Annotated in this window: 19 protein-coding genes and 1 tRNA gene; 3 read left to right on the forward strand and 17 right to left on the reverse strand. The window is 63.1% G+C overall.

Annotation, left to right across the window (positions count from 1 at the left end; genetic code table 11):
- Nucleotides 1-6 precede the first annotated feature (6 nt).
- From GL286_RS13130 to GL286_RS13145, 4 genes are all read right to left on the reverse strand, one after another.
- A complete protein-coding gene (locus GL286_RS13130) occupies nt 7-1,011 on the reverse strand; it encodes a DUF1254 domain-containing protein (protein WP_155096024.1) in 1,005 nt (334 codons plus the stop codon).
- A gap of 147 nt (nt 1,012-1,158) precedes the next feature.
- Nucleotides 1,159-2,673 carry an Asp-tRNA(Asn)/Glu-tRNA(Gln) amidotransferase subunit GatB gene (gene gatB / locus GL286_RS13135; protein WP_155096025.1) on the reverse strand — a complete coding sequence of 505 codons (1,515 nt, stop codon included), beginning with the start codon at nt 2,671-2,673 and terminating at the stop codon, nt 1,159-1,161.
- Between the two features lie 72 nt (nt 2,674-2,745).
- A complete protein-coding gene (locus GL286_RS13140) occupies nt 2,746-4,650 on the reverse strand; it encodes a monovalent cation:proton antiporter-2 (CPA2) family protein (RefSeq protein WP_155096026.1) in 1,905 nt (634 codons plus the stop codon).
- The gene (locus GL286_RS13145) at nt 4,651-7,629 is read right to left on the reverse strand and encodes a hypothetical protein (RefSeq protein ID WP_155096027.1); all 2,979 of its coding nucleotides are present in this window, start codon (nt 7,627-7,629) and stop codon (nt 4,651-4,653) included. It abuts the gene before it with no gap.
- 189 nt (nt 7,630-7,818) lie between these two features.
- Here GL286_RS13145 and GL286_RS13150 point away from each other — a divergent pair, with 189 nt between their 5' ends.
- Entirely contained in the window at nt 7,819-8,619 is an 801-nt protein-coding gene (locus tag GL286_RS13150) for an SIMPL domain-containing protein (RefSeq protein ID WP_246184945.1), read from the forward strand.
- 42 nt (nt 8,620-8,661) lie between these two features.
- Here the strand turns inward: GL286_RS13150 and GL286_RS13155 are convergent, their stop codons facing one another.
- From GL286_RS13155 to GL286_RS13180, 6 genes are all read right to left on the reverse strand, one after another.
- Nucleotides 8,662-9,960 (reverse strand): O-acetylhomoserine aminocarboxypropyltransferase/cysteine synthase family protein, encoded by a 1,299-nt coding sequence (locus tag GL286_RS13155; RefSeq protein WP_155096028.1) that lies wholly within the window; start codon nt 9,958-9,960, stop codon nt 8,662-8,664.
- 120 nt (nt 9,961-10,080) lie between these two features.
- The gene (gene pgi / locus GL286_RS13160; RefSeq protein WP_155096029.1) at nt 10,081-11,685 is read right to left on the reverse strand and encodes a glucose-6-phosphate isomerase; all 1,605 of its coding nucleotides are present in this window, start codon (nt 11,683-11,685) and stop codon (nt 10,081-10,083) included.
- A 6-nt stretch (nt 11,686-11,691) separates the two neighbouring features.
- The gene (gene pgl / locus GL286_RS13165) at nt 11,692-12,366 is read right to left on the reverse strand and encodes a 6-phosphogluconolactonase (protein ID WP_155096030.1); all 675 of its coding nucleotides are present in this window, start codon (nt 12,364-12,366) and stop codon (nt 11,692-11,694) included.
- Nucleotides 12,363-13,814 carry a glucose-6-phosphate dehydrogenase gene (zwf, locus tag GL286_RS13170; protein WP_155096031.1) on the reverse strand — a complete coding sequence of 484 codons (1,452 nt, stop codon included), beginning with the start codon at nt 13,812-13,814 and terminating at the stop codon, nt 12,363-12,365. The genes pgl and zwf overlap by 4 nt, the downstream gene beginning before the upstream one ends.
- Nucleotides 13,815-13,895: 81 nt before the next feature.
- A complete protein-coding gene (locus GL286_RS13175; protein ID WP_155096032.1) occupies nt 13,896-14,456 on the reverse strand; it encodes an RSP_2648 family PIN domain-containing protein in 561 nt (186 codons plus the stop codon).
- Nucleotides 14,453-15,649: an RSP_2647 family RNA methyltransferase gene (locus GL286_RS13180; protein WP_155096033.1), complete on the reverse strand. Its 1,197-nt coding sequence runs from the start codon at nt 15,647-15,649 to the stop codon at nt 14,453-14,455. Before GL286_RS13180 ends, GL286_RS13175 begins: the two co-directional genes overlap by 4 nt.
- Nucleotides 15,650-15,764: 115 nt before the next feature.
- Here GL286_RS13180 and edd point away from each other — a divergent pair, with 115 nt between their 5' ends.
- Nucleotides 15,765-17,567, forward strand: coding sequence for a phosphogluconate dehydratase (edd, locus tag GL286_RS13185; RefSeq protein WP_155096034.1), 1,803 nt, complete (start codon nt 15,765-15,767; stop codon nt 17,565-17,567).
- 18 nt (nt 17,568-17,585) lie between these two features.
- Here the strand turns inward: edd and GL286_RS13190 are convergent, their stop codons facing one another.
- The 7 genes from GL286_RS13190 to GL286_RS13220 form a co-directional block, all read right to left on the reverse strand.
- On the reverse strand, nt 17,586-18,092 hold the full coding sequence (locus GL286_RS13190) for a PAS domain-containing protein (protein ID WP_155096035.1): 507 nt from the start codon (nt 18,090-18,092) through the stop codon (nt 17,586-17,588).
- A 75-nt stretch (nt 18,093-18,167) separates the two neighbouring features.
- On the reverse strand, nt 18,168-18,626 hold the full coding sequence (locus GL286_RS13195) for an arsenate reductase/protein-tyrosine-phosphatase family protein (RefSeq protein ID WP_170295178.1): 459 nt from the start codon (nt 18,624-18,626) through the stop codon (nt 18,168-18,170).
- Nucleotides 18,627-18,629: 3 nt separating this feature from the next.
- The gene (locus tag GL286_RS13200) at nt 18,630-19,121 is read right to left on the reverse strand and encodes a UPF0262 family protein (protein ID WP_155096036.1); all 492 of its coding nucleotides are present in this window, start codon (nt 19,119-19,121) and stop codon (nt 18,630-18,632) included.
- Nucleotides 19,118-20,428 carry a histidinol dehydrogenase gene (gene hisD / locus GL286_RS13205; protein WP_155096037.1) on the reverse strand — a complete coding sequence of 437 codons (1,311 nt, stop codon included), beginning with the start codon at nt 20,426-20,428 and terminating at the stop codon, nt 19,118-19,120. The genes GL286_RS13200 and hisD overlap by 4 nt, the downstream gene beginning before the upstream one ends.
- A 148-nt stretch (nt 20,429-20,576) precedes the next feature.
- The gene (locus tag GL286_RS13210; protein ID WP_155096038.1) at nt 20,577-21,056 is read right to left on the reverse strand and encodes a DUF2948 family protein; all 480 of its coding nucleotides are present in this window, start codon (nt 21,054-21,056) and stop codon (nt 20,577-20,579) included.
- The gene (gene murA / locus GL286_RS13215) at nt 21,049-22,332 is read right to left on the reverse strand and encodes a UDP-N-acetylglucosamine 1-carboxyvinyltransferase (RefSeq protein ID WP_155096039.1); all 1,284 of its coding nucleotides are present in this window, start codon (nt 22,330-22,332) and stop codon (nt 21,049-21,051) included. Before murA ends, GL286_RS13210 begins: the two co-directional genes overlap by 8 nt.
- A complete protein-coding gene (locus tag GL286_RS13220) occupies nt 22,333-22,524 on the reverse strand; it encodes a hypothetical protein (RefSeq protein ID WP_155096095.1) in 192 nt (63 codons plus the stop codon).
- Between the two features lie 133 nt (nt 22,525-22,657).
- On the opposite strand from GL286_RS13220, the gene GL286_RS13225 reads away from it, so the two are divergent.
- Nucleotides 22,658-22,732, forward strand: a tRNA-Thr gene (locus tag GL286_RS13225).
- Nucleotides 22,733-23,110 lie beyond the last annotated feature (378 nt).

A 23,110-nucleotide genomic window follows, 5' to 3' on the forward strand; every position in this document is an offset into this window, starting at 1 on the left:
TTTCGGCTATTCGACCGGCTCGGGCGCAGGGAAGGTCCATTTGCCATCCAGAACTTCAGGCTTTGGACGGTAAAGGCGCACCAGATAGTTCCAACCCTCGGTCACCGGCAGGCAGTTCACCACATCCACCGCGCAGCCGCCAAACTGGATCGTGGTGCTGCCATCCCCGGCCTGCTTGGCGGTCAGATTGTTGAGCGTGTAGGCGTTCAGATCGTTCGGGTGGTAGTAACCGTCCGCGCCATAGGCCGAAACCGACCAGAAGCCATCCACCGGAACCTCACCCACTTTCAAGCGATAGACAGTCTTGCCGTCGTTTTTCTCGGGAAAGAAACTCAGATACAGCGCGTCTTTTTCTGGATTGCCCCCCCAGCCATAGGCGGCTCCGATCAAGTGGCGGATCGGATCGACTTGGTCCTTGGCCCCGAACATGCCGCGCGTATCGGGTAGAAGCGCCGAAAGCGAAAGCAGCGCCGCACGGGTTTTATCCTGACTGACCTTGTCCCATTCGGGGATCACAAACTCCCCCTTCGATGCCTGTTCGATGGTGATTCCGTCCTGAACGGCATGGGCCTGTTTCATATCCTCGGGATCATTCGGATTGGCCAGAACGCGGGCTGCGATGGTCGCATAGCGCGTTCCGGTATCCTCCTTGGTCAGTTCGAATGTCCCCGGCAGGTAATGGACCTGCGGGGCATAGTGGTCCTCGGTGATGACCTGCAACGAGACGAAGCGTCCCCCCGTTTCAGGCAGCGTGATCTTGGCAGGACCAGCCTCAAGATCGATCACGGCCGAGGAATAGAGCGTGTCGCGATTCTGGCGGATGACTGTCTGGTGATCGATCGGGCTGAGTTCGCGGAAATGCGTAAACTCGCCGATCTTCCCGCCTTTGAGCAGCCCGGCCATGTAAACATCCGACTCGGCCCGAACGAAATTGTCGGTTGAGACATGGATCGGCTCGGCAAATGCGGCAAAAGGTAGGGCGGCAAGGGTCAGGACAGTCCGTATCGACATGAACAAACCTCAAAGGGTGGAACGGCCTACCGCATTGTCTCCGGAGTGGCAGACAAATCAAATGATTTCCGCCTCGTGACTTGTCGCCCAAAGAAAACCACCCCCGAAGCAAAACTTCGCGGGCGGTTTGAATGCGTGTCTAAGGGCTTACTGGCCCAGTTTCTGGCTGACCAGATCCTGCACGGCGGCGGGGTTCGCCTTGCCGCCGGTGGCTTTCAGCACCTGACCGACGAACCAGCCCGCAAGTTTCGGGTTGGCCTTGGCCTTTTCGACCTGAGCCGGGTTCGCGGCGATGATCTCGTCGACGGCCTTTTCGATCGCGCCAAGGTCGGTGACCTGCTTCATGCCGCGCGCCTCGACAATGGCGGCGGGCTCACCGCCCTCGGTCCAGAGGATCTCGAACAGGTCCTTGGCGATTTTGCCCGAGATCGAGCCATCCGCGATCAGGTCGATCACGCCGCCAAGCTGCGCCGAGGAAACCGGCGAGGTCTCGACGCTGAGCCCCTCTTTGTTGAGGCGGCCGAACAGCTCGTTGATGACCCAGTTCGCGGCCATCTTGCCGTCGCGACCCTGCGCCACGGCCTCGAAGAAATTCGCATTCTCGACCTCGGCGGTCAGCACGCCCGCGTCATATTCCGACAGGCTTAGTTCCTGAACGAAGCGCGCCTTCTTTTCATCGGGCAGTTCGGGCATGTCAGCGGCGATGCCGTCGACCCAAGCCTGTTCGATTTCCAAGGGCAGCAGGTCGGGATCGGGGAAGTAGCGGTAATCGTGGGCTTCTTCCTTCGACCGCATGGAACGCGTCTCGCCCTTGTCCGGATCGTAAAGGCGGGTCTCCTGCACGATTTTGCCGCCATCCTCGATGATGGCGATCTGGCGGCGGGCCTCATATTCGATGGCCGCTTGGATGAAGCGCAGCGAGTTCATGTTCTTGATCTCGCAGCGGGTGCCCAGATGGCTGAAATCCTGCGTTTCCTGATAGCGCTCATAGGCGCCCGGCGCACAGACCGAGACGTTTACGTCGGCGCGCAGGTTACCGTTCTGCATGTTGCCGTCGCAGGTGCCCAGATAGCGCATGATCTGGCGCAGCTTGGCGACATAGGCGGCGGCCTCTTCGGGGCCACGGATGTCGGGACGGCTGACAATCTCCATCAGCGCGACGCCGGTGCGGTTCAGGTCGACGAAGGACATGTTCGGGTCCATGTCGTGGATCGACTTACCGGCATCCTGTTCAAGGTGGATGCGCTCGATCCGGACGCGGCGGGCGACGCCGGGGGCCATGTCCACGATCACTTCGCCCTCGCCCACGATGGGGTGATAAAGCTGGCTGATCTGGTAGCCCTGCGGCAGGTCCGGGTAGAAATAGTTCTTGCGGTCGAAGGCCGAGCGCAGGTTAATCCCGGCCTTCAGGCCCAGACCGGTGCGGACGGCTTGCGCCACGCAGAATTCGTTGATGACGGGCAGCATTCCCGGCATAGCCGCGTCGACGAAGGCGACATGGCTGTTCGGCTCGGCGCCGAAGCCGGTCGAGGCACCGGAAAACAGCTTGGCGTTCGAGGCAACCTGAGCGTGGACCTCAAGGCCGATGACCAGTTCCCAGTCCTGTTTCGCACCCTGAATGACTTTGGGTTCGGGGGAGGTATAGGTCAGATGGTCAAGCATGGCATTTCCTTTGGCAAGGTTGCTGCGCTTCTAGGCGCTTGGGACGCGGGTCGCAAGGGTTAGGGGCGTGTCTCAGCGCCCGCCGGGGCGGCCGCGCTCGACGTAATGCGGGATGTCGTCTTCGTTGACTGCGATCGGACCGGCGCTGGGACCGTGGGCAAAACGCTCCATCAGGGCGTTTTCCAGCTGGCGGTTCAACTCGCGAGAGCGGGCGATGTATTCGGCGTTGGATTCCAGCGGCACGCCCGGTTTCCAGACCTCGGCCAATTGGCGCAGACCCGCTCGGTCCATCTGGTAGTAGACCCGCTCAAGCTCGGCCGCCTCGTATTCGGTCAGACCCGCGCGTTCCAGCACATAGCGCCCTGCCCGCAGCGAACTGTCAAAAACCTCGCGGACGATGTGATCCACCTTGGCGTCGTAAAGCTGGTAGACATTCACCCGATCATAGGCGCGGGCGACGATGACGATATCGGGCCGGATTTCGCGGGCGATGTGGATCAGACGCAGGTTCGCCGCGGGATCATCGAGGGCCGCGACGAGGATCTGTGCCTTGTCGATACCTGCCGCGCGCAGGATCTCGGGTCGGGTCGGATCGCCGAAGTAACCCTTGAAGCCAAAGCGGCGCATCACCTGGATCACCTCAAGATCGTGATCAAGCACCGTGGTCTGAAAGCCCGACATGGTGACCAGACGGTTCACCACCTGCCCGAAGCGCCCGATCCCCGCGACGATGATCGGCTGCTGTTCCGCAATCTCGTCCGGTGGCTCAGAGGCGCGGTCCTCGGCGATCCGGCGTGAGATGTAATCCGACAGGATGAACAGAAGCGGCGTCGCCAACATGGACAGCGCAATGACCAGCAGCATCGCCTGCGCCAGTTCGCGCGGCAGGATCGCCAGCGTGACCGCGAATGAAATCAGCACAAACCCGAACTCGCCCGCCTGCGCCAGCGATAGGGTGAACAGGGTGCGGTCGCGTCCCTTCAGGCCCGTGACACGGGTGATGACGTAAAGCACCAGCGATTTGATCGCCATCAGCACCACGGTCATGCCGATGATGGTGACGGGCCGGTCAAACAGCGTCTGGAAGTTCATCCCCGCCCCGACAGTGATAAAGAACAGCCCCAAAAGCAGCCCTTTGAACGGGGCGATCTGGGCTTCGAGGTCGTGGCGGAATTCGGAACCGGCCAGCACCACTCCGGCAAGGAAAGTACCAAGCGCAGGGGAAAGCCCCACCATCTCCATCAGCGAGGCAATGCCCACGACGATCAGCAGCGCAAGTGCGGTGTCCAACTCGCCGACGCGCGACGAGTTGACATAGCGAAACGCGGGACGGACCAGATACTGGCCGATCAGCACGACGATGGCGACCGCGCCCAGCGTCACCAAGGCCAGCGCCCAGCCCGGTAGCCCATGCAGAAGCGAGGCACTGGCGTGACCTTCTTCGCCGCCTGTGGCGCCGTGCACCGCCAAAAGCGGCATCAGCGCGATCATCGGGATCACCGCGATGTCCTGCGTCAGCAACACGGCGAACGCGCTGCGCCCGCCTGCCGTCTGCATCAGCGATTTCTCGGACAGGGTTTGCAGCACGATGGCGGTCGAACTCAGCGACAGGATCATGCCCAATGTCAGCGAGACCTGCCATGTCTGCCCCATCAGCAGCGCAACGCCCGCCAGCAGGGCAACCGTGCCAAGGATCTGCATACCGGCCAGTCCCAGCAGCTTGTGGCGCATTTGCCAAAGGGTCCGAGGATCAAGTTCGAGCCCGATCAGGAACAGCATCATCACAACGCCGAATTCGGCGAAATGCTGCAGGTCGGCCATCTCGGTGGCGCTGCCTGCCAGTCCCAGAACCGGCCCGATCAGGATCCCCGAGATTAGATAGCCCAGAACCGATCCCAGCCCCAGCCGTGCCGATAAGGGCACGGCGATCACCATGGTCAGCAGATAGACCGTGGCTGCCGGGAGAAAGGATTCCATCTACCGGCCGTCCAGCAGCCGCAACTCGCGCGTCCTGCCCGCTTTGACATAGGTAAGCCGTCCGTTGCCGATGGAGTTGATCGTGCCGCCGTCGATCTTGTCGCCCAAACGCACGGTCACGACCTTGCCGCTGCGCAGACGGATCAGCGCCCTGCTGGCATTCCCCGCTCCGATGATGCCGATGATCGTCGTACGACCGGTATCCATGCCGCGTTTCTGCGTCGCGTTTCCGGCGACGGTGGCCGAGGTCGTGCCACCACGTGCAGCGTTCGAGGCAACTTCCGGCTCGTCGTCGATCTCTGGCGGCTTGTATTCCTGCTTCCTTGCGCGGGCGGCGCGTTCCTCGGCGGCGGCTTGGGCGCGGGCGCGGGCTTCGGCCTGAGCGCGGGCCTGAGCCTCGGCGGCGGCATCGGCCTGAGCACGGGCACGGATGCGGGCTTCGGCCTGCGATTGCAACTGCTCGTCAAGGGCGCGACGGGCCGCCATCTCGGCCTCGCTGGGACCGGGAACGGCGGCGGCAACGACGGCAGCAGCGGCAGGGGCAGCCGCAGTTGCCGCAGGCGCGGCTGCCTCGACGGCCCCTGCCGCTTCGGATGCAGCCGAAGCCACCGAGCCCGAGCGGCGCGGAGGCAGCGGCGACGAAGCCAGCTTGACCGAATTCGGTATCGCAGGCGAGGCATCGACCGCGGCCGCAATCGCCTTTTCGACCGCCTCATCCGAAATTCTGGCCGTCGAGGCACGGTTGCCCGGACGGGCCGAAGGTCGCGACGATCCATTCAAAAGCCCGCCGGAATTGCGGGCGGGCGGAGCTTCGGTTGCCGACTTCAAGGCCGCATCCACGGCCGAGGGCGAGACCGCATCGCTGACCGTCTTGGCACCGGTTGGCTTACGCTTGGGGCGGACCTCGGCATAACGCGGACCGAAACCATCCGGAACCGATGCCTTGGTCGTGATCAGCCCATGCCCGCGAAGATCAAGGATCAGGGCCTCGAGCTGGCGCTGTTCGGAAACATCAAGGGCGGCTTCCTCGTCGATTTCGGGGGCCGATCCCTCGGGACGCTGTGGCGGGCGGCTGCCCGAGGCCGCGATGGGGCGTGCGCTTTCGGGCGCGCTCGCGCTCTCGCGCTCGGGCAGCGGACGCTTGGTCGCGCCCGACCGGTCGACGCGTTTGCGCTGGGGCGGACGGGCACTATTCGCGGGCTGACCGGATTTCTGGCTGGCGGTATAGGGAAGCGGGCTTTCCGGCACGCGCGGAGCGGTATCGGCACGCGGCTCCGAGGTCTGGGGTGTGCTGCGACGCGGAGAAAGCTGCGGCCGCACCGAATTCGTCAGGCGGGTCTGGACGACAGCGGGGGCTTTCGGCTGGGCACGGGCCGGAGTCTCGGCAACCGCAGGCTTGGACTTGGGGGCCGGACTTACGGCGACTGCGGCGGGTTTCGCCGCTTCGGGGGGCACCGGCACAACGGCTGGCGCGGGCGCAGCATCGGCGACTGGCGCTGGCTTGGGCTGGCCCGGATCGCCAGACAGCACAACGGCGGCAGCGGTGGCCGAGGCCGCGACCAGAACCCGACGGGCATGTTCGGGCGGCAGATCCGACACCATCACCTGCTGTGCAGCGGGCGCGGGCGCGGGTTTTTCGGGGCTGGCGGTCTCGGGCGCAGGTGTGGTGACCGGAGCGACGGGGGCCGCCACAGCGGCATCCGCTTCGCGCGAGGGACTTTCGACATCGGGTGCCGTCAAAGCCGAAGCCTCAGAGGTTGTCGTGATCTCCTCGACCACAACCGGATCAGCCTCGACCGGCACGGGGGGCGAGTCCGTTTTCTCGACGACCGCTGGAGCGGCAGCGATCTGGGTGGGTTTTCCCTGCGGACCAAGGAAGGCCCAGATAAGTACCAGACCCACGACCAGCGTCACCATCATCGCGGCAAGATTGCTAAGCCCCCTGCGATGCGGCGCGGCCGCGCGGGCCGGAGCGGATGGCGCCGCCGGTGCGGCGGTACCGTGCGACTTGGCCAATCGGGCCTCTGCCGCGCGTTTGTGAACCGCGCGGGCGCGCTGGCTCAGCAGCGGCGAGGGGGCTTGCGGTGCTTCAGGCGCGGAATGGGCCACAGCCGCCGGTCGGGCTGGCGCATGACGCACCACCGGCGGGGATGTCGGCTGCGGCGCGACCGGAGCCGCAACCTCGGTCACCGGAGCGACGGAAGCGGCTGCAGGCGTTTGCACACCTGCGCCTGTCACTTCGTCCGGCACCTGCTCAGGGGCGGGTTCCACAGATGCCGCAACGTCAGGTGGCGCGTCGGTGGGCACGTCGGATGCGATCTCGGCAGGCTCGGAAGCAGGGACGGCTTCGGGAGCGGTTTCAACCGGAGTCTCCACAGGCGCTGCGACCGGTTCTTCCTCGATCATCAAGCCGCCCAGAGTGACACCCGCCGAGCCCAAATTCACCACCGGACGCAGACGTGGTTGCGCCTCCAGTACGAAGACCGGCTCGCCCGAGAACAAACCTTCCTCGGGGTCCGCGCAAAACCCATCGCCCTCGAACCCGTACTGGGCTGCAAAATCGCGGGCTTCACGCAGGGTCTGGCGGGCCACGGCCGCGACGCGAACGCTATCGCCCTCGCCGCGCCAGTCGAAAGCAAGTTCCTCGATGGCATAGGGCGTCAGCCCGTCAAGGGCGCGGGCCACCATGCGGTCGCGGTCACCCGAGGGCACAACGGTCAGCGTCGTGTAAAGGATCTGGTCGTCGGGAATGACCAGCGAAACGGTCAAGGGAACATCGGCCGGCTCGCCGGTCGCCATCGTCCGCAGGTTGATCAGAACTTCACGGAAATCGGGCTCGTCGAAATCGACGGAGCCCAGATGCCGCCATGCCGGTTGACGCCCCCGCGCCTCGCTGGTCGAGGGGCGGTCCCGCTTTTGCAGGTGCACGGCATCCCCGCCAAATGACAGGGCATATTCAGTTGCGGAATCAAGCGACATTTGGCGGCTTTGCCTTGCAGTCCCGGGCGCGTTCGCGCGTGTTTATATTATCCCTATGGACTACCGCAGAACGCGACGTGTGAAAAGCCAAACACCTCAATGTGAGGGATCTGATCGGCGGAAATCGCGTTAGATGGGTTCGACTGGAATCTACCGCACCGTTAACGCCGATGCGCCAAGGAGAATTTGATGATGATCCGACTACGTCCGACCCTGACGGCGGCCTCGATTGCCCTGATGGCCGGTCTTCCCGCGCTGGCCCAATCTCCGGCCCCCGCACCGGATGCTCCGCCGCCTCCGGCCATGATGGGTCATCACGGGATGCATCCCCATGCCGCGAAGCTGACCGTCACCGGAGAGGCCAGTTCGAGCGCCGAGCCGGATCTGGCCATCATCACCCTTGGCGTCAGCACTGAAGCCGAAACCGCCGCCGCCGCGATGTCCGAGAATTCGACCCGCCAGAAGGCCGTCATCGACGCCCTGCAAGCCGAGGGAGTCGAGGCACGCGACATCCAGACCTCGGGGCTGAACCTGTCTCCGAAGATGGAGTACAATAACGGGCAGGCGCCGAAGATGGTCGGCTATCAGGCGCAAAACACCGTGACGGTCCGCGTGCGCGACATCGCCGGTCTGGGCGGGGTATTGGACAAGCTGGTCGCCACCGGCGCGAACGAAATCAGCGGCATCAGCTTTGCCCGCGAGGACATGGCCGAGGCGCAGGACAAGGCCCGTGCCGATGCGGTCAAGGACGCGCGCCGCCGCGCCGAACTGATGGCCGAGGCCGCTGGGCTTAAACTGGGAAATATCCGTGCGCTGAGCGACAGCCCTATCTCGGAAGGGCCTCGCCCCATGATGGCGATGCGCGCCGAGGCGAAATCAGATAGCGCCGTTCCGATCGCGGCAGGCGAGGTCGAGGTCAACGCCCGCGTGTCGGCAGTCTTCGATCTGCTGCCGCTGGACGCACCGGACGCGCCTGCACCCGCCAACTGATTTTGAAGAAGCCGGCGGAACCCTTTCCGCCGGCTTCATTCTTTATCCCGAAGCCGCCGCCAGCGCCTGATCAAGATCCGCGATCAGATCATCCGCATCCTCGATCCCGATCGACAGCCGAACCACGTCCGGCCCCGCTCCGGCGGCAATTTTCTGCGCATCGCTCAACTGGCTGTGCGTGGTCGAGGCCGAATGGATCACCAGCGACCGCGCATCGCCCAGATTGGCGACGTGGCTGAACAGCTTGAGGCTATCGACCAGCTTCACCGCCGCGTCATAACCACCCTTGATCGAGAACGTGAACAGCGCCCCCGCCCCTTTCGGATAGACCCGTTTCGCCGTCGCGTTCCATGGCGATGAGGCCAGTCCGGCATAGGTCACCGAAGTCACGCGCGGATCGTTCTGCAACCACTCCGCGACCTTGCCGGCATTGGCGACATGCTTCTCCATCCGCAGGCCAAGGGTTTCGATCCCCATCAGGGTGTAATGCGCGCCCTGCGGGTTCATCGTCATGCCCAGATCGCGCATGCTGACGGCGATGCCATGGAATGTGTAGGCGAGATTGCCGAATGCCTGATGGAAGTTCAGGCCGTGATAGGCGGGCTCGGGCTGGGACAGACTGAGAAATTTGTCCGAAGCCGACCAGTCGAACGTCCCGCTATCGATCACGACGCCTCCTGTCACCGTGCCGTTGCCGGTGATGTACTTCGTCAGGCTATGGACAACGAGCGTGGCTCCCATCTCGATCGGCTTGCACAGCCATGGCGTTGCAAGGGTGTTGTCGACAATCAGCGGCAGGCCCAGTTCGGTCGCGATTTTCGCCACCGCCGGAATATCGGTGACATAGCCACCGGGATTGCTGATCGATTCGCAAAAAATCGCGCGGGTGTCGCCATCTACAGCGGCGCGAAGCGCCTCCAGATCGTCCAGATCGACGAATTTCGCGCCCCAGCCGAAACGTTTGATGGTTTGGCTGAACTGCGTGATGGTTCCGCCGTAAAGCCTTGTCGAGGCGACGATATTCTTGCCCGGTCCCATCAGCGGAAACAGCGCGAGGATCTGCGCCGCATGTCCAGACGAGCAACAGATCGCCCCCGCCCCGCTCTCGAGTTGCGCCAGACGCGTTTGCAGGGCCGAGACCGTCGGATTGGTCAGGCGGGAATAGATGTAGCCCACTTCTTGCAGGCCGAACAGCCGCGCGGCATGGGCAGCGTCTTTGAAGACATAGGCTGTCGTTTGGTAGATCGGAACCTGACGCGCGCCAGTGGCCGGATCGGGGGCTGCCCCCGCATGGATGGCAAGCGTGTCAAAGCCCCAGTTTGCGGGATCGGTATCGGACATGGCATCCTCCGTTTTTCCTGAACGGAGACTAGCGGGCGGATGACCACGGGAAAGAGAAAACTTCGCCGCCGAAACAATGGTCCGGCGGCGAGCGGGTCATTTCAGGGCAAGAACGCCGGATCAGGCGCGGAGTTCACGGATCAGCGCCGCCAGATGTTCGGTTGACGGGTCATGGCCGGGTGCGGGCTGATCCGAGAGCAGCGGCGCGACCTTGAGCGCAAGTTCCTTGCCCAGTTCGACACCCCATTGATCGAAGCTATTGATGCCAAGGATGACGCCTTCGACAAAGACGCGGTGCTCGTAAAGCGCGATGATCTGGCCAAGACTGCGCGGCGAAAGCTTTGGGATAAGCAGCGTGGTCGAAGGGCGGTTGCCCGGAAAGACCCGATGGCGGGCCTGACGGTCCAGTTCAGCCCCTTCCAATCCCTTGGCCCGCATCAGGTCGCGGGCCTCGTCCAGCGATCGACCTCGCATCAGCGCCTCGGACTGAGCAAGGCAGTTCGCCGCGAGAAGCAGGTGGTGATGGGCGAGCTCGGGCTCGTGGCCTTGGGCCGCCAGCATGAACTCGCAGGGGATCACGGCCGTGCCCTGATGGATCAGCTGATAGAAGGCGTGCTGCCCGTTCGTTCCCGGCTCGCCCCAGATCACCGGACCCGTCGGATAGGGCAGATCGCTGCCATCCATCGCAACACGTTTGCCGTTGGATTCCATTTCAAGCTGCTGGAGATAGGCCGGCAACCGCGCGAGGCGATTGTCATAGGGCAGCACGGCGCGGGTGCCGTAGCCGCAGATCTGGTGGTGCCAGATCCCGATCAGCGCCAGCATTACCGGAAGGTTCGCCTGCATCGGAGCGGTGCGGAAGTGGTTGTCCATCGCCAGCCCACCGGCGAGGAAGTCATCGAACGCCTCGGGACCGATGGCGATCATCAGGGACAGACCGATCGGCCCCCACATCGAGTAGCGACCGCCAACCCAGTCCTCGAACCCGAAGACGCGGTCGGGCGAGATGTTCCATTCGCTGGTTCGGGCGGGTGCCGAACTCAGGGCGACGAATTGCGCGGCAGGTTCCTTGACCGAGCCCGCCATCCAGTCCCGCGCAGTCGCGGCATTGGTCATCGTCTCGATTGTGGTGAAGGTTTTTGAGGCGACAATGACCAAAGTCGTGGTCGGATCCAGATTTTTAAGCGTATCCGCGATATCCGCGCCATCGACGTTCGAGACGAAGTGAACACGCGGCCCGTCATGCCAAGGCGCAAGCGCACGGGTCGCCATGGCAGGCCCAAGATCCGATCCGCCGATCCCGATATTCACGACATCGGTGAATTTACCGCCTTGCCCCGCAAAGCTTCCATCGCGGACGGTACGGGCAAAGCCGGACATGCGGCGATGGGTTTCGCGCACGTCGGGCATGACATCGCGGCCATCGACAAGGACGCTGCCTTGCAGGTTGCGCAGCGCGGTATGAAGAACGGCCCGATCCTCGGTTTCGTTGATCCGCGCACCTGCAAACATGGCGTCGCGACGGGCGGCGACCGGCACGGCAAGGTCCAGCAGCAGCTTGACCGCTTCCGCGTCGATTGTGGTCTTGGACCAGTCCAGCACCAGACCATCCGCCGAAGTACAAAAGTCGGTGGCGCGGTTCGGATCAGCCCCGAAGAGATCCATAATATGCAGATCGCCCTGTGCGCGACGATGAGCGGTCAGGCCACTAAAAATTTCGGTCATATGAGGTCACTCTGCCCAATGGACGGTAATATCGCCAAGAAATGCTCGGATCGGGGCGGCTTTGGGATCCAGCGTCTGGGCGCGTTCCAACGCGTCGCGCTTGTCCGCCCCGGTAATCATCAGATGCGTGTGGATAGCCTTTTGCAAAACCGGAGCGGTCAAGGTGATGCGCGGCTCATCCTTGAGGTTGTTCACAGCTATGACGGCGGGCGCATCGGGGGCCAGCGCGGCAACCGTCTCGGGCGCTTGGGGGAACAGGCTGGCGGTATGCATATCGACGCCCATGCCCAGAAACAGCACGGTGATCGGCAAGAGCGGCTCGATCGCGGCGGACAGCGCGGGGACCGCATCCTCGGGGCGGGCGTCGCCGGTATAAAGGTCGATATAACTGGCAGCAGCGGCCTTGCCTGTCAGCAAATGCCGGCGCAGTAGGCGGCTGTTCGAGCGGGTATGTTCGCCGTCCACCCAGCGTTCATCGTTCAGAAAAACGGTGACCTTTGACCAGTCCAAATCACTGCCCGACAAGGTGTCGAACACCGGAGCGGGGGTCGTGCCCCCCGGAACGCACAGGCTGGCGTGTTCGGCGGTACGCAACTGCTGGGCAAGCTGGCCCGCGATCTTGTTGGCCAAGGACAGGCCAAGCATCTCGCGGTCGGGATATTCGATGAACTCCAGCGTCATGCCCTGATCTCCCTCCAGCGACGATTGTCGCGGTGAAGCAGGCGCAAGGCCTCTTCGGGTCCGCTCGAGCCTGCATCATAGGGTTCGGGACGTTTCGAGCCAGCCTCCCATTCGGCAATGATGGGATCGGTCCACGCCCAAGCCGCCTCGACTTCGTCGCCGCGCATGAACAGGGTCTGGTTGCCACGGATCACGTCCATGATCAGGCGTTCGTAAGCGTCGGGCATGTCGGTTCCATTGGCCCCCAGCGCATCGGCAAAGCTCATGTCCAAGGGAACCTGCACCAGACGCATACCGCCGGGGCCGGGTTCCTTGATCATCACCGTCAGGTCCATGCCCTCGTTCGGTTGCAGCTTGATGACAAGCTGGTTCGAACGGGGCCCGTCCGTCTCGTCGAAGATCGAATGCGGCGGTGCCTTGAAGGTCACCACGATCTCGCTGGTGCGGGCGCGCAACTTCTTTCCGGTGCGCAGATAGAACGGCGTACCGGTCCAACGCCAATTCGCGATATTCACCTTGAGCGCAACATAGCTTTCCGTGCGCGAATCCGGATTTTCGACGTCTTTCAGATAGTCCGATCCGTCGGGCCCGTCGCGATACTGGCCGCGCACGATATCGCCCGGAGAAAGCGGCTCCAATGCGCGGATCACCTTCAGCTTTTCGTCGCGCACGGCATTCGGATCGAAGTGATAGGGCGGCTCCATCGCGATCAGGCACAGAAGCTGCATCATGTGGTTCTGGACCATGTCGCGGATCGCGCCGGAATGGTCGTAATATTCGCCGCGACCGCCGACACCCACCGTCTCGGCCACGGTGATCTGGACGTGATCGACATATTGCGCGTTCCAGAGCGGCTCAAACAGCATATTGGCAAAACGCACCGCCATCAGGTTCTGGACGGTTTCTTTCCCCAGATAATGGTCGATGCGGTAGATCTGGTTTTCGGTGAAGTGCTGCGCCAGCGTCGCGTTCAATTCACGAGCAGTCGCCAGATCACGACCGAACGGCTTTTCGACCACGATCCGGCTGTTTGCGTTCGCGATGCCGTATTCCGACAAGCGATGCGCTATATCGCCAAACAATGCCGGAGCAACCGAGAAGTAGAACGCGTTGACGACATCGGGCCGGATCAGCGCCTTGAGTTCGGTCCAGCCATCAGTCCCACGCGCGTCGATGGGGACATAACGCAGATGGTTCAGGAATTCCTCAAGATGGGACAGGTCATCGCTGGGACCGGCAAATTCGCGGATCGCCTTGCGCGCCTCGTCACGAAAGGCGGTATCGTCCTGTTTCGTCCGCGCCGCGCCGATAATTTGGGCAGATGGCGGTATCTGTTCCGCCACATAACGGCGATACAAGCCGGGAAAAATCTTGCGATGGGCCAGATCGCCCGTCGCGCCAAAGACCACAAGATCAAACTCGTCCACCGGAATGATGCGCGAAACCATCAGGCCCTCCTCATCTTTCGGCTCGGGATTATCGTTTGTTAGCGATAACATCAACCCTGACCTTCTCACAGTCCATGCCTTCTACGCCCCGGTCCTCGGTGCGCTACCGGACCCTGCCAGCCGATCCATCGCCTTGGCAAGTCGAGGCAGTCTTGCGCGGCGCATCAACTCCTTGCGAGACATCCGACTGCCCGCTTGCTGGGCGCGGATTTCGGTGGCCTCGATCGCGGCGATGACCGGTTCCGGAGATGCCAGATAGATGTCGCGCAGAAACTCGTCGGGATGGATCGCCTGCAAACCGACAGCGGCCAATGTCCCGCGCGGGAAGTCACGCAGATTCGCGGTCACGATCTGCGTGGCGTTGGCGGCAAGCGCGGTTTCAAGGACGTGACGGTCCGCGGGATCGGGAAGATCCAGCCCTTCGGCCCCGCCCGAGCCTTGCGTCATGGCCTGCGGGAAGCGGGCCTGAAGCAAGGCGATCTCGACTCCGGCGGAAACCCCATGCCGGTCAGCGGCGCGCCGCCATTCTTCCAGGATACGCTCCGACCAGATTGGCTGGAACAGACCTGCGTCCGCGACATCTGCCAGAATCTCTCTCAGCACTGTCGGATAAAGGACGCAGGCATCCAGAACGGATTTCATCCGTCGAGCCGGAAGAACAGAGCCTTCAAATAGCCCGTCTCGGCCAGTTGCGGCAGCGTCGGGTGGTCAGGTCCGGCCTGCCCCGTATGCAACAATTGCATCCGGCGGCCGCCTCGACCGATGCCGCGCGCGCTGGCATTGCGGAAGGCCGACAGATCGGCGGCATGGCTGCACGAGCAAAGCCCCAGATAGCCCCCCGGCGCAACCAGCGGTGCGGCAAGCTTGGCGACCCGCTCATAGGCACGCAGACCGGCTTCAAGCGCGGGCTTCGACGGCGCAAAGGCGGGCGGATCGCAGATCACCACGTCGAATTGCGCACCTTCGGCCAGCAATTCCTCCATCTGGGCAAAGGCATCCCCTTGCCGCGTCGTGAGGCGGTCATCGCAGCCCATGGCCTTGGCCCCGCCGTGCGCCAGTTCCAGCGCCGCAGCCGAGCCGTCAACGCAAGTCGCATGGGCAGCACCGGCAGCCAAAGCCGCCAGCCCGAAGCCGCCAACATGGGAAAACACATCCAGAACCCGCGCACCTTTGGCCAGACGCTGTCCGAAGGCATGGTTCGGGCGCTGGTCATAGAACAAGCCGGTCTTTTGGCCTTGGGTCAGATCGGCCAGATAGATCGCACCGTTCATCTGGACCTGAACCGGCCCCGAGACCTCGCCGGACAGAACATCCGTGCGCTCCTCCAACCCTTCGAGCGAGCGCGAACGCCCCTGCCCGTTCAGGATCACGGTCGTCACGCCCGTCACCTCACGCAGCGCATCCGCGATATCGGCAATCATCCGGTCCGCCCAAGCGGCGTTCGGCTGGATCACGGCGGCGTCTCCGAAACGATCGATGATCGTGCCGGGAAGGCCATCGGCCTCGGCATGGATCAGGCGGTAAAACGGCTGATCGAACAGGCGCGAGCGCATCTCGTGGGCGCGGGCGATCTTGGTGACGATCCAATCGCGGGTGATCAGGGCCTCGGGATCGGGGTCCATGATGCGGGCGATGATCTTGGAGTTCGGATTCACCGTGGCAAGGCCAAGCGGCTTGCGCTCGGCATCCTCGAGCAATGCGAAGCTGCCGGCGGGAATGGCGCGGGTGCGGCGGTCCACCACCAGTTCATCCGCGAAGACCCATGGAAATCCATGGCGAATGGCCTGCGGTTTCGATTTCGGGCGCAAGCGGATGATGGGCAAATCAGTGGTCATACGGGGCCTCATTAGAACGGAGGCAGGATTGGCACGCAACTGCCTGCGGGGCAAGAGTGCTACGGTTGTGTCGTTACCGCTAACGGACTATACAGCTGTCAGGAGGACGCCAGCCATGACCCTGCACGCCACCGTCGACCGCGTTACAGATCGCATCCGCGAACGCTCGACCAAAAGTCGAACCGCCTACGAGGCCAAGATCGCCCGCGCAGCCGAGGATGGCCCCCGTCGCGCGCATTTGTCCTGCGGTAATCAGGCACATGCCTATGCGGCCATGCCCGACAAGGCGGATCTCGCGACAACGCGCAAACCCAATATCGGTATCGTGACAGCCTATAATGACATGCTGTCGGCGCACCAGCCCTATGAGCATTATCCCGATATCATTCGCCGCGCCGCGCATGCCGCAGGTGCCACCGCGCAGGTTGCAGGGGGCGTGCCCGCAATGTGTGACGGAGTGACGCAGGGTCGCCCCGGCATGGAGTTGTCGCTGTTCTCTCGTGACGTCATTGCCTTGGCGGCAGGTGTGGCGCTTTCACATGACACGTTCGACTCGGCGCTGTATCTGGGTGTTTGCGACAAGATCGTTCCGGGGCTGATCATCGCGGCGGCGACCTTTGGCCATATTCCGGCGGTATTCGTGCCTGCGGGGCCAATGCCCTCGGGCCTGCCCAATGACGAGAAGTCCAAGGTCCGCCAGCAATTCGCGACAGGCGAGGTCGGGCGCGAGGCCCTGATGGCCGCGGAAATGGCCAGCTATCACAGCCCCGGCACCTGTACATTCTACGGAACCGCGAATTCGAACCAGATGCTGATGGAGTTCATGGGCCTGCATCTGCCGGGTTCGAGCTTCGTCAATCCCAACACGCCATTGCGCGAGGCGCTGACTTCGGCAGCTGTTCAACGTGCGGCCAGCATCACCCGCCTTGGCAACGATTACCTGCCCGCAGGCGAGGTTCTGGATGAACGCGCCTTTGTGAACGGCATTGTCGGGCTGATGGCGACGGGCGGTTCGACCAACCTGATCCTGCACCTGCCCGCCATGGCGCGTGCCGCAGGTGTCCTGCTGGATCTCGAGGACTTCCACGATCTTTCCGAATGCGTGCCTCTGATGGCGCGGGTCTATCCCAACGGTCTGGCCGATGTGAACCATTTCCACGCCGCAGGTGGCCTTGGCTTCATGATCGGCCAGTTGATCGAGTCCGGTCTGCTGCACGCCGATGCCCGCACGATAGCAGGCGGAGGTCTGGACCAATACGCACAGGAACCGAAACTGCGCGACGGACAGGTTCACTGGGTCGAGGGCGCGCGCGAATCGCTCAATGACAAGATCCTGCGTCCCGTTGCCGATGCCTTCGCGCCGATCGGCGGGCTGAAACAGCTGGTAGGCAATCTTGGCCGTGGGGTCATCAAGGTATCGGCCGTCGCGGCGGACCGCCACATCATCGAGGCCCCTGCCCGCGTCTTCTCGGATCAGGAAGAGGTCAAGGCCGCGTTCAAGCGCGGTGAGTTTACCGAAGACACCGTGGTCGTCGTCCGATTCCAAGGGCCAAGCGCAAATGGAATGCCCGAGCTTCACTCGCTGACCCCGACACTGGCGGTCCTGCAAGATCGCGGCTTGCGCGTCGCGCTGGTGACGGATGGCCGAATGTCTGGAGCCTCGGGTAAGGTTCCGGCAGCGATCCACATCTCGCCCGAGGCGGCGCATGGCGGGCCGCTGGCGCGGGTTCAGGACGGCGACGTGATCCGGCTGGACGCAACCAATGGCACATTGGAATGTCTGGCCAACGACTTTGCCACGCGGGTTCCGGCGAGCTTCGATCCCGAGACATCGTCGGAAGGCATGGGGCGCGAATTGTTTCGCGCATTCCGTGCCCATGTCAGCCCTGCGACCGAAGGGGCCGCGCTGGTCGTTTGATCCGGCCCGTTCCTCGCTTCAGTGCCGGACCGGTTGCAAGCGTCCCGCAGCAACGTGCAAGGGAATCGGCTTGCGGGCCGGTGTCGATGCGGCCTTGGCCGCTGGCCAATCGCGCTGCTGGATAAAATTGCCAAGGCTGATCACGCCGCCGGTTTCTTCCGGTCGGGCGAAAACCATACGCAGATTCGCCCGTCCATCACTGCCCGCGATCACGAAAACGCGGGCATCGACCCGATAGCGCCGACCGCATTTCGAGACATGGGCCAGTTCGGGCAAGTGGTTGTCTCTTCCCTCGGGCAGATCGAGCAAGTGGCTCAGACGACCCGCACAGCGTTCGGCGAGGTCCAGCAATTTCCAGACCGGACGATTGATCAACTCATGCCGATCATATCCGGTCAGACGAAGATAGCTTTGATTGATCGCGACAATCCGGCCAACTCCGTCCAGTGCGAGGATGGCACGATGCGTGTCGACGGCGGGCAATATGGCGTCCATCCCGCAGTCCAGCGACTTGTCTTCGGTCATGGGCAAACTCCGTTCGGGTTCACCAAGACATAGACCACAGCCCCTAATATTCGGTTAGCGCGCGCGGCATTCCGATTATCCGGTCTTCGGAGGCCCGAAACGGTCGATCATCCGGTCACGGATCTGGTCGCGGATCTGCCGGTAAAGCGCCAGCTTGGCCTCGCGCTCCTCAGCCAGACCGGTCGGGTCCATGATGGGCCAGTACTCGACATCGAGATGCGAGATTCGGGTCAGTTCCAGCGCCTGACGCTGGCTGGCGGGGGACAGCGCGACGACCAGATCGAAACTACCCAGATCATCGCCCCATTCTTTCATCTCGTCGAAGGATCGCGAACGGTGCTGCGAGATCTCGACCCCGATTTCGTTACAGACCGCGATGGCAAAGCCGTCCACCTCCATGTCGTTCTTGACGCCCGCCGATTGCACATAGGCGACGCGGCCGTAATAGTGCTTCATCATCCCCTCGGCCATCGGCGAACGGATCGCGTTGTGATCGCAGCAGAACAGCACCGAGCCTGGAATCTGCCCTGCCACGAATTACTCCGGGATCAGGGCGCAGATCAGGGTGAACAGGCGTCTGGATGTGTCGATGTCGATGATGGCCTTCCCTTCAAGCCGCTCCTGAAGGGTGCGCGCCCCTTCATTATGAATGCCGCGCCGCGCCATGTCGATTGCCTCGATCTGGGCGGGCGGCAGGCGTTTGACCGCGTCGAAATAACTGGTGCAGATCTGGAAATAATCTTTGACCGTCTGGCGGAACGGACCAAGCGCCAGATGGAATTCGGCGACCCGTTCACCGCCTTCGGTCGAGATGTCGAACACAAGGCGGCGCTCGCGCAAGGCAAGGATCAGCGCATATGGCCCCACGGGTGCCGCCTGCCCTTCCCGACCGGGCAGACGGAAGCTGTTTTCCTCCAGCAGGTCGAAAACGGCAACGCGGCGGTCCTGCTCCATCTCGGGCGAGGGCGGCGGCAGCGCGCTGTCATCAATGGCGATACGGATCAACCGCCCCGGAGGAGGTTGCTTCATTCGCTTCCCCTGTTCAGGGATTTGATACGGGCCGCAACGGAAAGCCCGTGTGCCGAAAGCCCTTCGGATGCGGCCAAGCGCACGGCAGCGGGACCGATTGCCACCAAAGCGTCAGGCGTCAGGCGCGCAAGCGTCGTCCGCTTGAGGAAATCCATCACCGACAGCCCCGACGAGAACCGCGCCGAGCGCGCGGTCGGCAGGACGTGGTTCGGGCCGCTCACATAGTCACCGACCGCCTCGGGGGTCCAGCCGCCAAGGAAGATCGCGCCGGCGTGGTGGGTCTTGCGCGACAACGCCTCGGGATCATCCACGCAAAGCTCAAGATGTTCGGGCGCGATGCGGTCGGACAAGGCAGCCGCTTCGTCCAGATCTTTTGTCACGATGACCGTGCCGTAATCACGCCAGCTGGCACCGGCGACGGCAGCGCGCGGCAGCGTCGGCAAGATCCGCTCGACCTCGGCCACGACGGCGCGGGCCAGCGATTCGTCGGGAGAGATCAGGATGGATTGGGCATCGGCATCATGTTCGGCCTGCGCCAGCAGATCCAGCGCCAGCCATTCGGGGTTCTGCGCGCCTTCGGCAATGATCAGGACCTCGGACGGACCCGCGATCATGTCGATGCCGACACGTCCGAAAACCTGCCGCTTGGCAGCGGCCACATAGGCGTTTCCGGGGCCGGTGATTTTATCCACCGGACGAATGGTTTCGGTGCCATAGGCCATTGCCGCAATCGCCTGCGCGCCACCGATGCGATAGATCTCGTCCACTCCGGCAAGTTCGGCGGCCAGCAGGACCAGCGGATTGACCACACCATCGGGCGTCGGCACGCAGATCACCAGCCGCTCGACCCCTGCCACGCGGGCGGGAATGGCATTCATCAGGACCGAGGACGGATAGCTTGCCTGCCCGCCCGGCACATAAAGACCCGCCGCCGAAACCGAGCTCCAGCGCCAGCCCAAGGTTGCCCCTTCGGGATCGGTCCATTCGGCATCTGCGGGCATCTGTCTGGTGTGATAGGCGCGGATGCGTTCGGCGGCCAGCGTCAGCGCCGCGCGATCCTCGGGCGAGACTTTTGCCGTCTCTGTTGCGATCTCGGCTTTCGAGAAGGCAAGGGTATCAGGCGTCAATGCCAGACGGTCGAAACGCCCGGTCAGATCGACCAGCGCCTCGTTACCGCGTTCGCGCACATCGGCAATGATGGCCGTGACCGCGTCATTCACATCGACCGCATCCTCGCGCTTCATGGACAGCATCTGGATGAAACGCTGCTCGAAATCGGGTTGGGCGGTCGACAGGTGAAGGGTCATGGCACACTCGCAATGTTGAACCTTGTTAGCCGCTGCCCGAACGTCTCTCAAGCAGTGATCACAAGGGAAATCGGCAAGCGCAGTACCGGACCGCGCCGCCGTGATGGCTATCTGTAGAACAAGGACACGACTGTCTGCAGCGCGGCAATCAGTCCTCGGGGTGTTCGGGTGCGCGGCGCGACGGCGCGATATAAGGGCGCGTCACATCACGAAGTTCCAGATTGAGGCATTCGGCCTCGATCGCGAGGGTTCCGTCTCCGGCAAATTCCAGCATCAGGCGGCCGGTGCCATCGGCACCCGCCTCCCAACGCACGGCCAGAAGTTCGAGAATCAGATCGGTGTCCGCGCGATCGATGCCATCGCTTTGCACGCGCTGGACATCCGAGATCAGCAGAACCGAGCGTACCCGTTCATATGGACGCTCGTCGCGGCGGGCCTGATCCGCATCCTCCCAGCGGAAACGGTTCAGCAGCAGCGCAAGCTGGCGGTGCCGCATGTCATAGGAGATTTCGGTGACCGGCAGGACCGAATCCTGCACCAACGTCGAAATCACCGTCAGATCATCCGCGTCTTGTGCGATCAGCGCCAATGGCGCCGGATCGGCATCGCTGAAGCTTGCGTCATTCATCAGAGGCATCCCCTTTGATGCGTTCGATATCGGCACCAACGCCGCGTAGCTTGCGCACGACTTTTTCATAGCCACGATCGAGATGATAAACGCGGCTGACCACGGTTTCCCCTTCCGCAGCAAGACCGGCAAGTATCAGACTGACCGAGGCCCGCAGGTCGGTCGCCATGACCCGCGCACCACGCAGCTTGCTCACGCCGTGAACCGTGGCATGACCGCCATGTACATCGATACGCGCACCCATGCGGATAAGTTCCGGCGCATGCATGAAACGATTCTCGAAGATTTTTTCTTCCAGCACCGAAGTTCCCTCGGCCGTGCAAAGCAGCGCCATCATCTGCGCCTGCAGATCGGTCGGGAAGCCGGGGAAAGGCTCGGTGACCACATCGACGGCGCGGACCCGACCGTTCTTGCGGGCGACCTTAAGGCCGCGGTCGGTCTCGGTGACTTCGATTCCGGCGGCATCCAGCTTTTCGCAAAAAGCCGCGACCAGATCGATCCGCCCGCCGAGGCATTCGACCTCGCCACCGCAAATCGCGGGCGCAAGCATATAGGTCCCAAGCTCGATGCGGTCGGTGACGACCGGATGGGTCGCGCCACCCAGCGACTGCACACCCTCGACGGTGATCGTCGAAGTGCCCTCGCCCTCGATATGGGCACCCATGCGGCGCAAGCACTGGGCAAGATCGACGATCTCGGGTTCGCGGGCGGCGTTCTTGATCACGGTGGTTCCGCGCGCAAGCGTCGCGGCCATCAATGCGTTCTCAGTAGCACCGACGGAAACGATGGGGAAGTCGATGACAGCGCCCTTCAGACCGCCCGCCGGAGCCTTGGCGTGAACGTAGCCATCGCGCAGATCCAGCGAAGCGCCCATGGCCTCGAGCGCGGTCAGGTGCAGGTCGACCGGACGCGCGCCGATCGCGCAGCCGCCGGGAAGCGAGACGATCGCATGTCCGTCGCGCGCCAGCATCGGCCCCAGCACCAGAATCGATGCGCGCATCTTGCGAACGATATCGTAATCGGCGGTGTGGTTGTTCACGTCATGGCTGGACAACGCGAGAACCTGACCTTCCTGCAGACTGGCGACCTCGGCCCCCAGCGATTGCAGCAGCGCGGTCATGGTGCGGATGTCCGACAGCCGCGGCGCATTGGTCAGCGTCAATGGCTGGTCGGTCAATAGCGTCGCCGGCATAAGCGTCAGACAGGCGTTCTTGGCACCTGCGATCGGGATCTCGCCTTTGAGCGGCCCGTTCCCCCTTACGATGATCTGATCCATCTATTCCTCGTTCTCGGGGCTTTGACCGGCTTGCGGTGCACCTTGCCCTTGCTGCTCGTCATCGGGAAGATCCTCAGGCACGGCACGCGCACGACCCTGAGCCTTTCTACGGGCCAGATTCGCGCGCAAGGCAGCTTTAAGCCTTGCCTCGCGGCCAGTTTCGGCTTGCGGTTTTCGAGGTCCCTTCGTCATGGGCATCTGTTAACCTTTGCGCAGGCTTGCGTCCAGCGCGGCGCGCAATCGCGAAGTGAGAGCTGTTTTTGATTTTTTTCGATTTCCCCTCTTGCGCCCCCCGAACAGTCGGTCTAAACGCCCCTCCAACGGCGCTGCGGTAGCTCAGTGGTAGAGCACACCCTTGGTAAGGGTGAGGTCGAGAGTTCAATCCTCTCTCGCAGCACCACCTTCCCCCTTGATCAAAAAATTCTACGATTTTCGGTGATTAGCGTCATTCGCACTGCACATAGCAGTCTACGAATGCAATGAAGTTCAAGCGGTCGGGTCCGGTATCCGAAGGCTATGGGCAATCGCCCGACTTGCTAACCGCATCGCCAGCAAGTTCGGCAGTGGATGAGCGCAATTTGCCGCCCGCGCTCGGCATTGCCAGCACGGCGGTTGTCGCTGGCGGCCAAAATCTTCATGCATCCAGCGGCCGCGATCCCGCTCTCCGTCATCAAGCTGTTGTATGTGGCGGGCATATTCCAAGCCGCAGTCCCCCAATCAAGACGGCCGCGCCCGACAGCCCCCTGTCGGGCGCACTTCGTTCGGGATGGACCTTCCC

This window comes from Paracoccus aestuariivivens (assembly GCF_009711225.1).
GTDB classification, from domain to species: domain Bacteria; phylum Pseudomonadota; class Alphaproteobacteria; order Rhodobacterales; family Rhodobacteraceae; genus Paracoccus; species Paracoccus aestuariivivens.

What these genes read in the sequence shown, in the direction of transcription:
- GL286_RS13130 (WP_155096024.1), bottom strand. Translation starts at nt 1,011, where the DNA reads ATGTCGATACGGACTGTCCTGACCCTTGCCGCCCTACCTTTTGCCGCA.
- gatB (WP_155096025.1), bottom strand. Translation starts at nt 2,673, where the DNA reads ATGCTTGACCATCTGACCTATACCTCCCCCGAACCCAAAGTCATTCAG.
- GL286_RS13140 (WP_155096026.1), bottom strand. Translation starts at nt 4,650, where the DNA reads ATGGAATCCTTTCTCCCGGCAGCCACGGTCTATCTGCTGACCATGGTG.
- GL286_RS13145 (WP_155096027.1), bottom strand. Translation starts at nt 7,629, where the DNA reads ATGTCGCTTGATTCCGCAACTGAATATGCCCTGTCATTTGGCGGGGAT.
- GL286_RS13150 (WP_246184945.1), top strand. Translation starts at nt 7,819, where the DNA reads ATGATGATCCGACTACGTCCGACCCTGACGGCGGCCTCGATTGCCCTG.
- GL286_RS13155 (WP_155096028.1), bottom strand. Translation starts at nt 9,960, where the DNA reads ATGTCCGATACCGATCCCGCAAACTGGGGCTTTGACACGCTTGCCATC.
- pgi (WP_155096029.1), bottom strand. Translation starts at nt 11,685, where the DNA reads ATGACCGAAATTTTTAGTGGCCTGACCGCTCATCGTCGCGCACAGGGC.
- pgl (WP_155096030.1), bottom strand. Translation starts at nt 12,366, where the DNA reads ATGACGCTGGAGTTCATCGAATATCCCGACCGCGAGATGCTTGGCCTG.
- zwf (WP_155096031.1), bottom strand. Translation starts at nt 13,814, where the DNA reads ATGGTTTCGCGCATCATTCCGGTGGACGAGTTTGATCTTGTGGTCTTT.
- GL286_RS13175 (WP_155096032.1), bottom strand. Translation starts at nt 14,456, where the DNA reads ATGAAATCCGTTCTGGATGCCTGCGTCCTTTATCCGACAGTGCTGAGA.
- GL286_RS13180 (WP_155096033.1), bottom strand. Translation starts at nt 15,649, where the DNA reads ATGACCACTGATTTGCCCATCATCCGCTTGCGCCCGAAATCGAAACCG.
- edd (WP_155096034.1), top strand. Translation starts at nt 15,765, where the DNA reads ATGACCCTGCACGCCACCGTCGACCGCGTTACAGATCGCATCCGCGAA.
- GL286_RS13190 (WP_155096035.1), bottom strand. Translation starts at nt 18,092, where the DNA reads ATGACCGAAGACAAGTCGCTGGACTGCGGGATGGACGCCATATTGCCC.
- GL286_RS13200 (WP_155096036.1), bottom strand. Translation starts at nt 19,121, where the DNA reads ATGAAGCAACCTCCTCCGGGGCGGTTGATCCGTATCGCCATTGATGAC.
- hisD (WP_155096037.1), bottom strand. Translation starts at nt 20,428, where the DNA reads ATGACCCTTCACCTGTCGACCGCCCAACCCGATTTCGAGCAGCGTTTC.
- GL286_RS13210 (WP_155096038.1), bottom strand. Translation starts at nt 21,056, where the DNA reads ATGAATGACGCAAGCTTCAGCGATGCCGATCCGGCGCCATTGGCGCTG.
- murA (WP_155096039.1), bottom strand. Translation starts at nt 22,332, where the DNA reads ATGGATCAGATCATCGTAAGGGGGAACGGGCCGCTCAAAGGCGAGATC.
- GL286_RS13220 (WP_155096095.1), bottom strand. Translation starts at nt 22,524, where the DNA reads ATGACGAAGGGACCTCGAAAACCGCAAGCCGAAACTGGCCGCGAGGCA.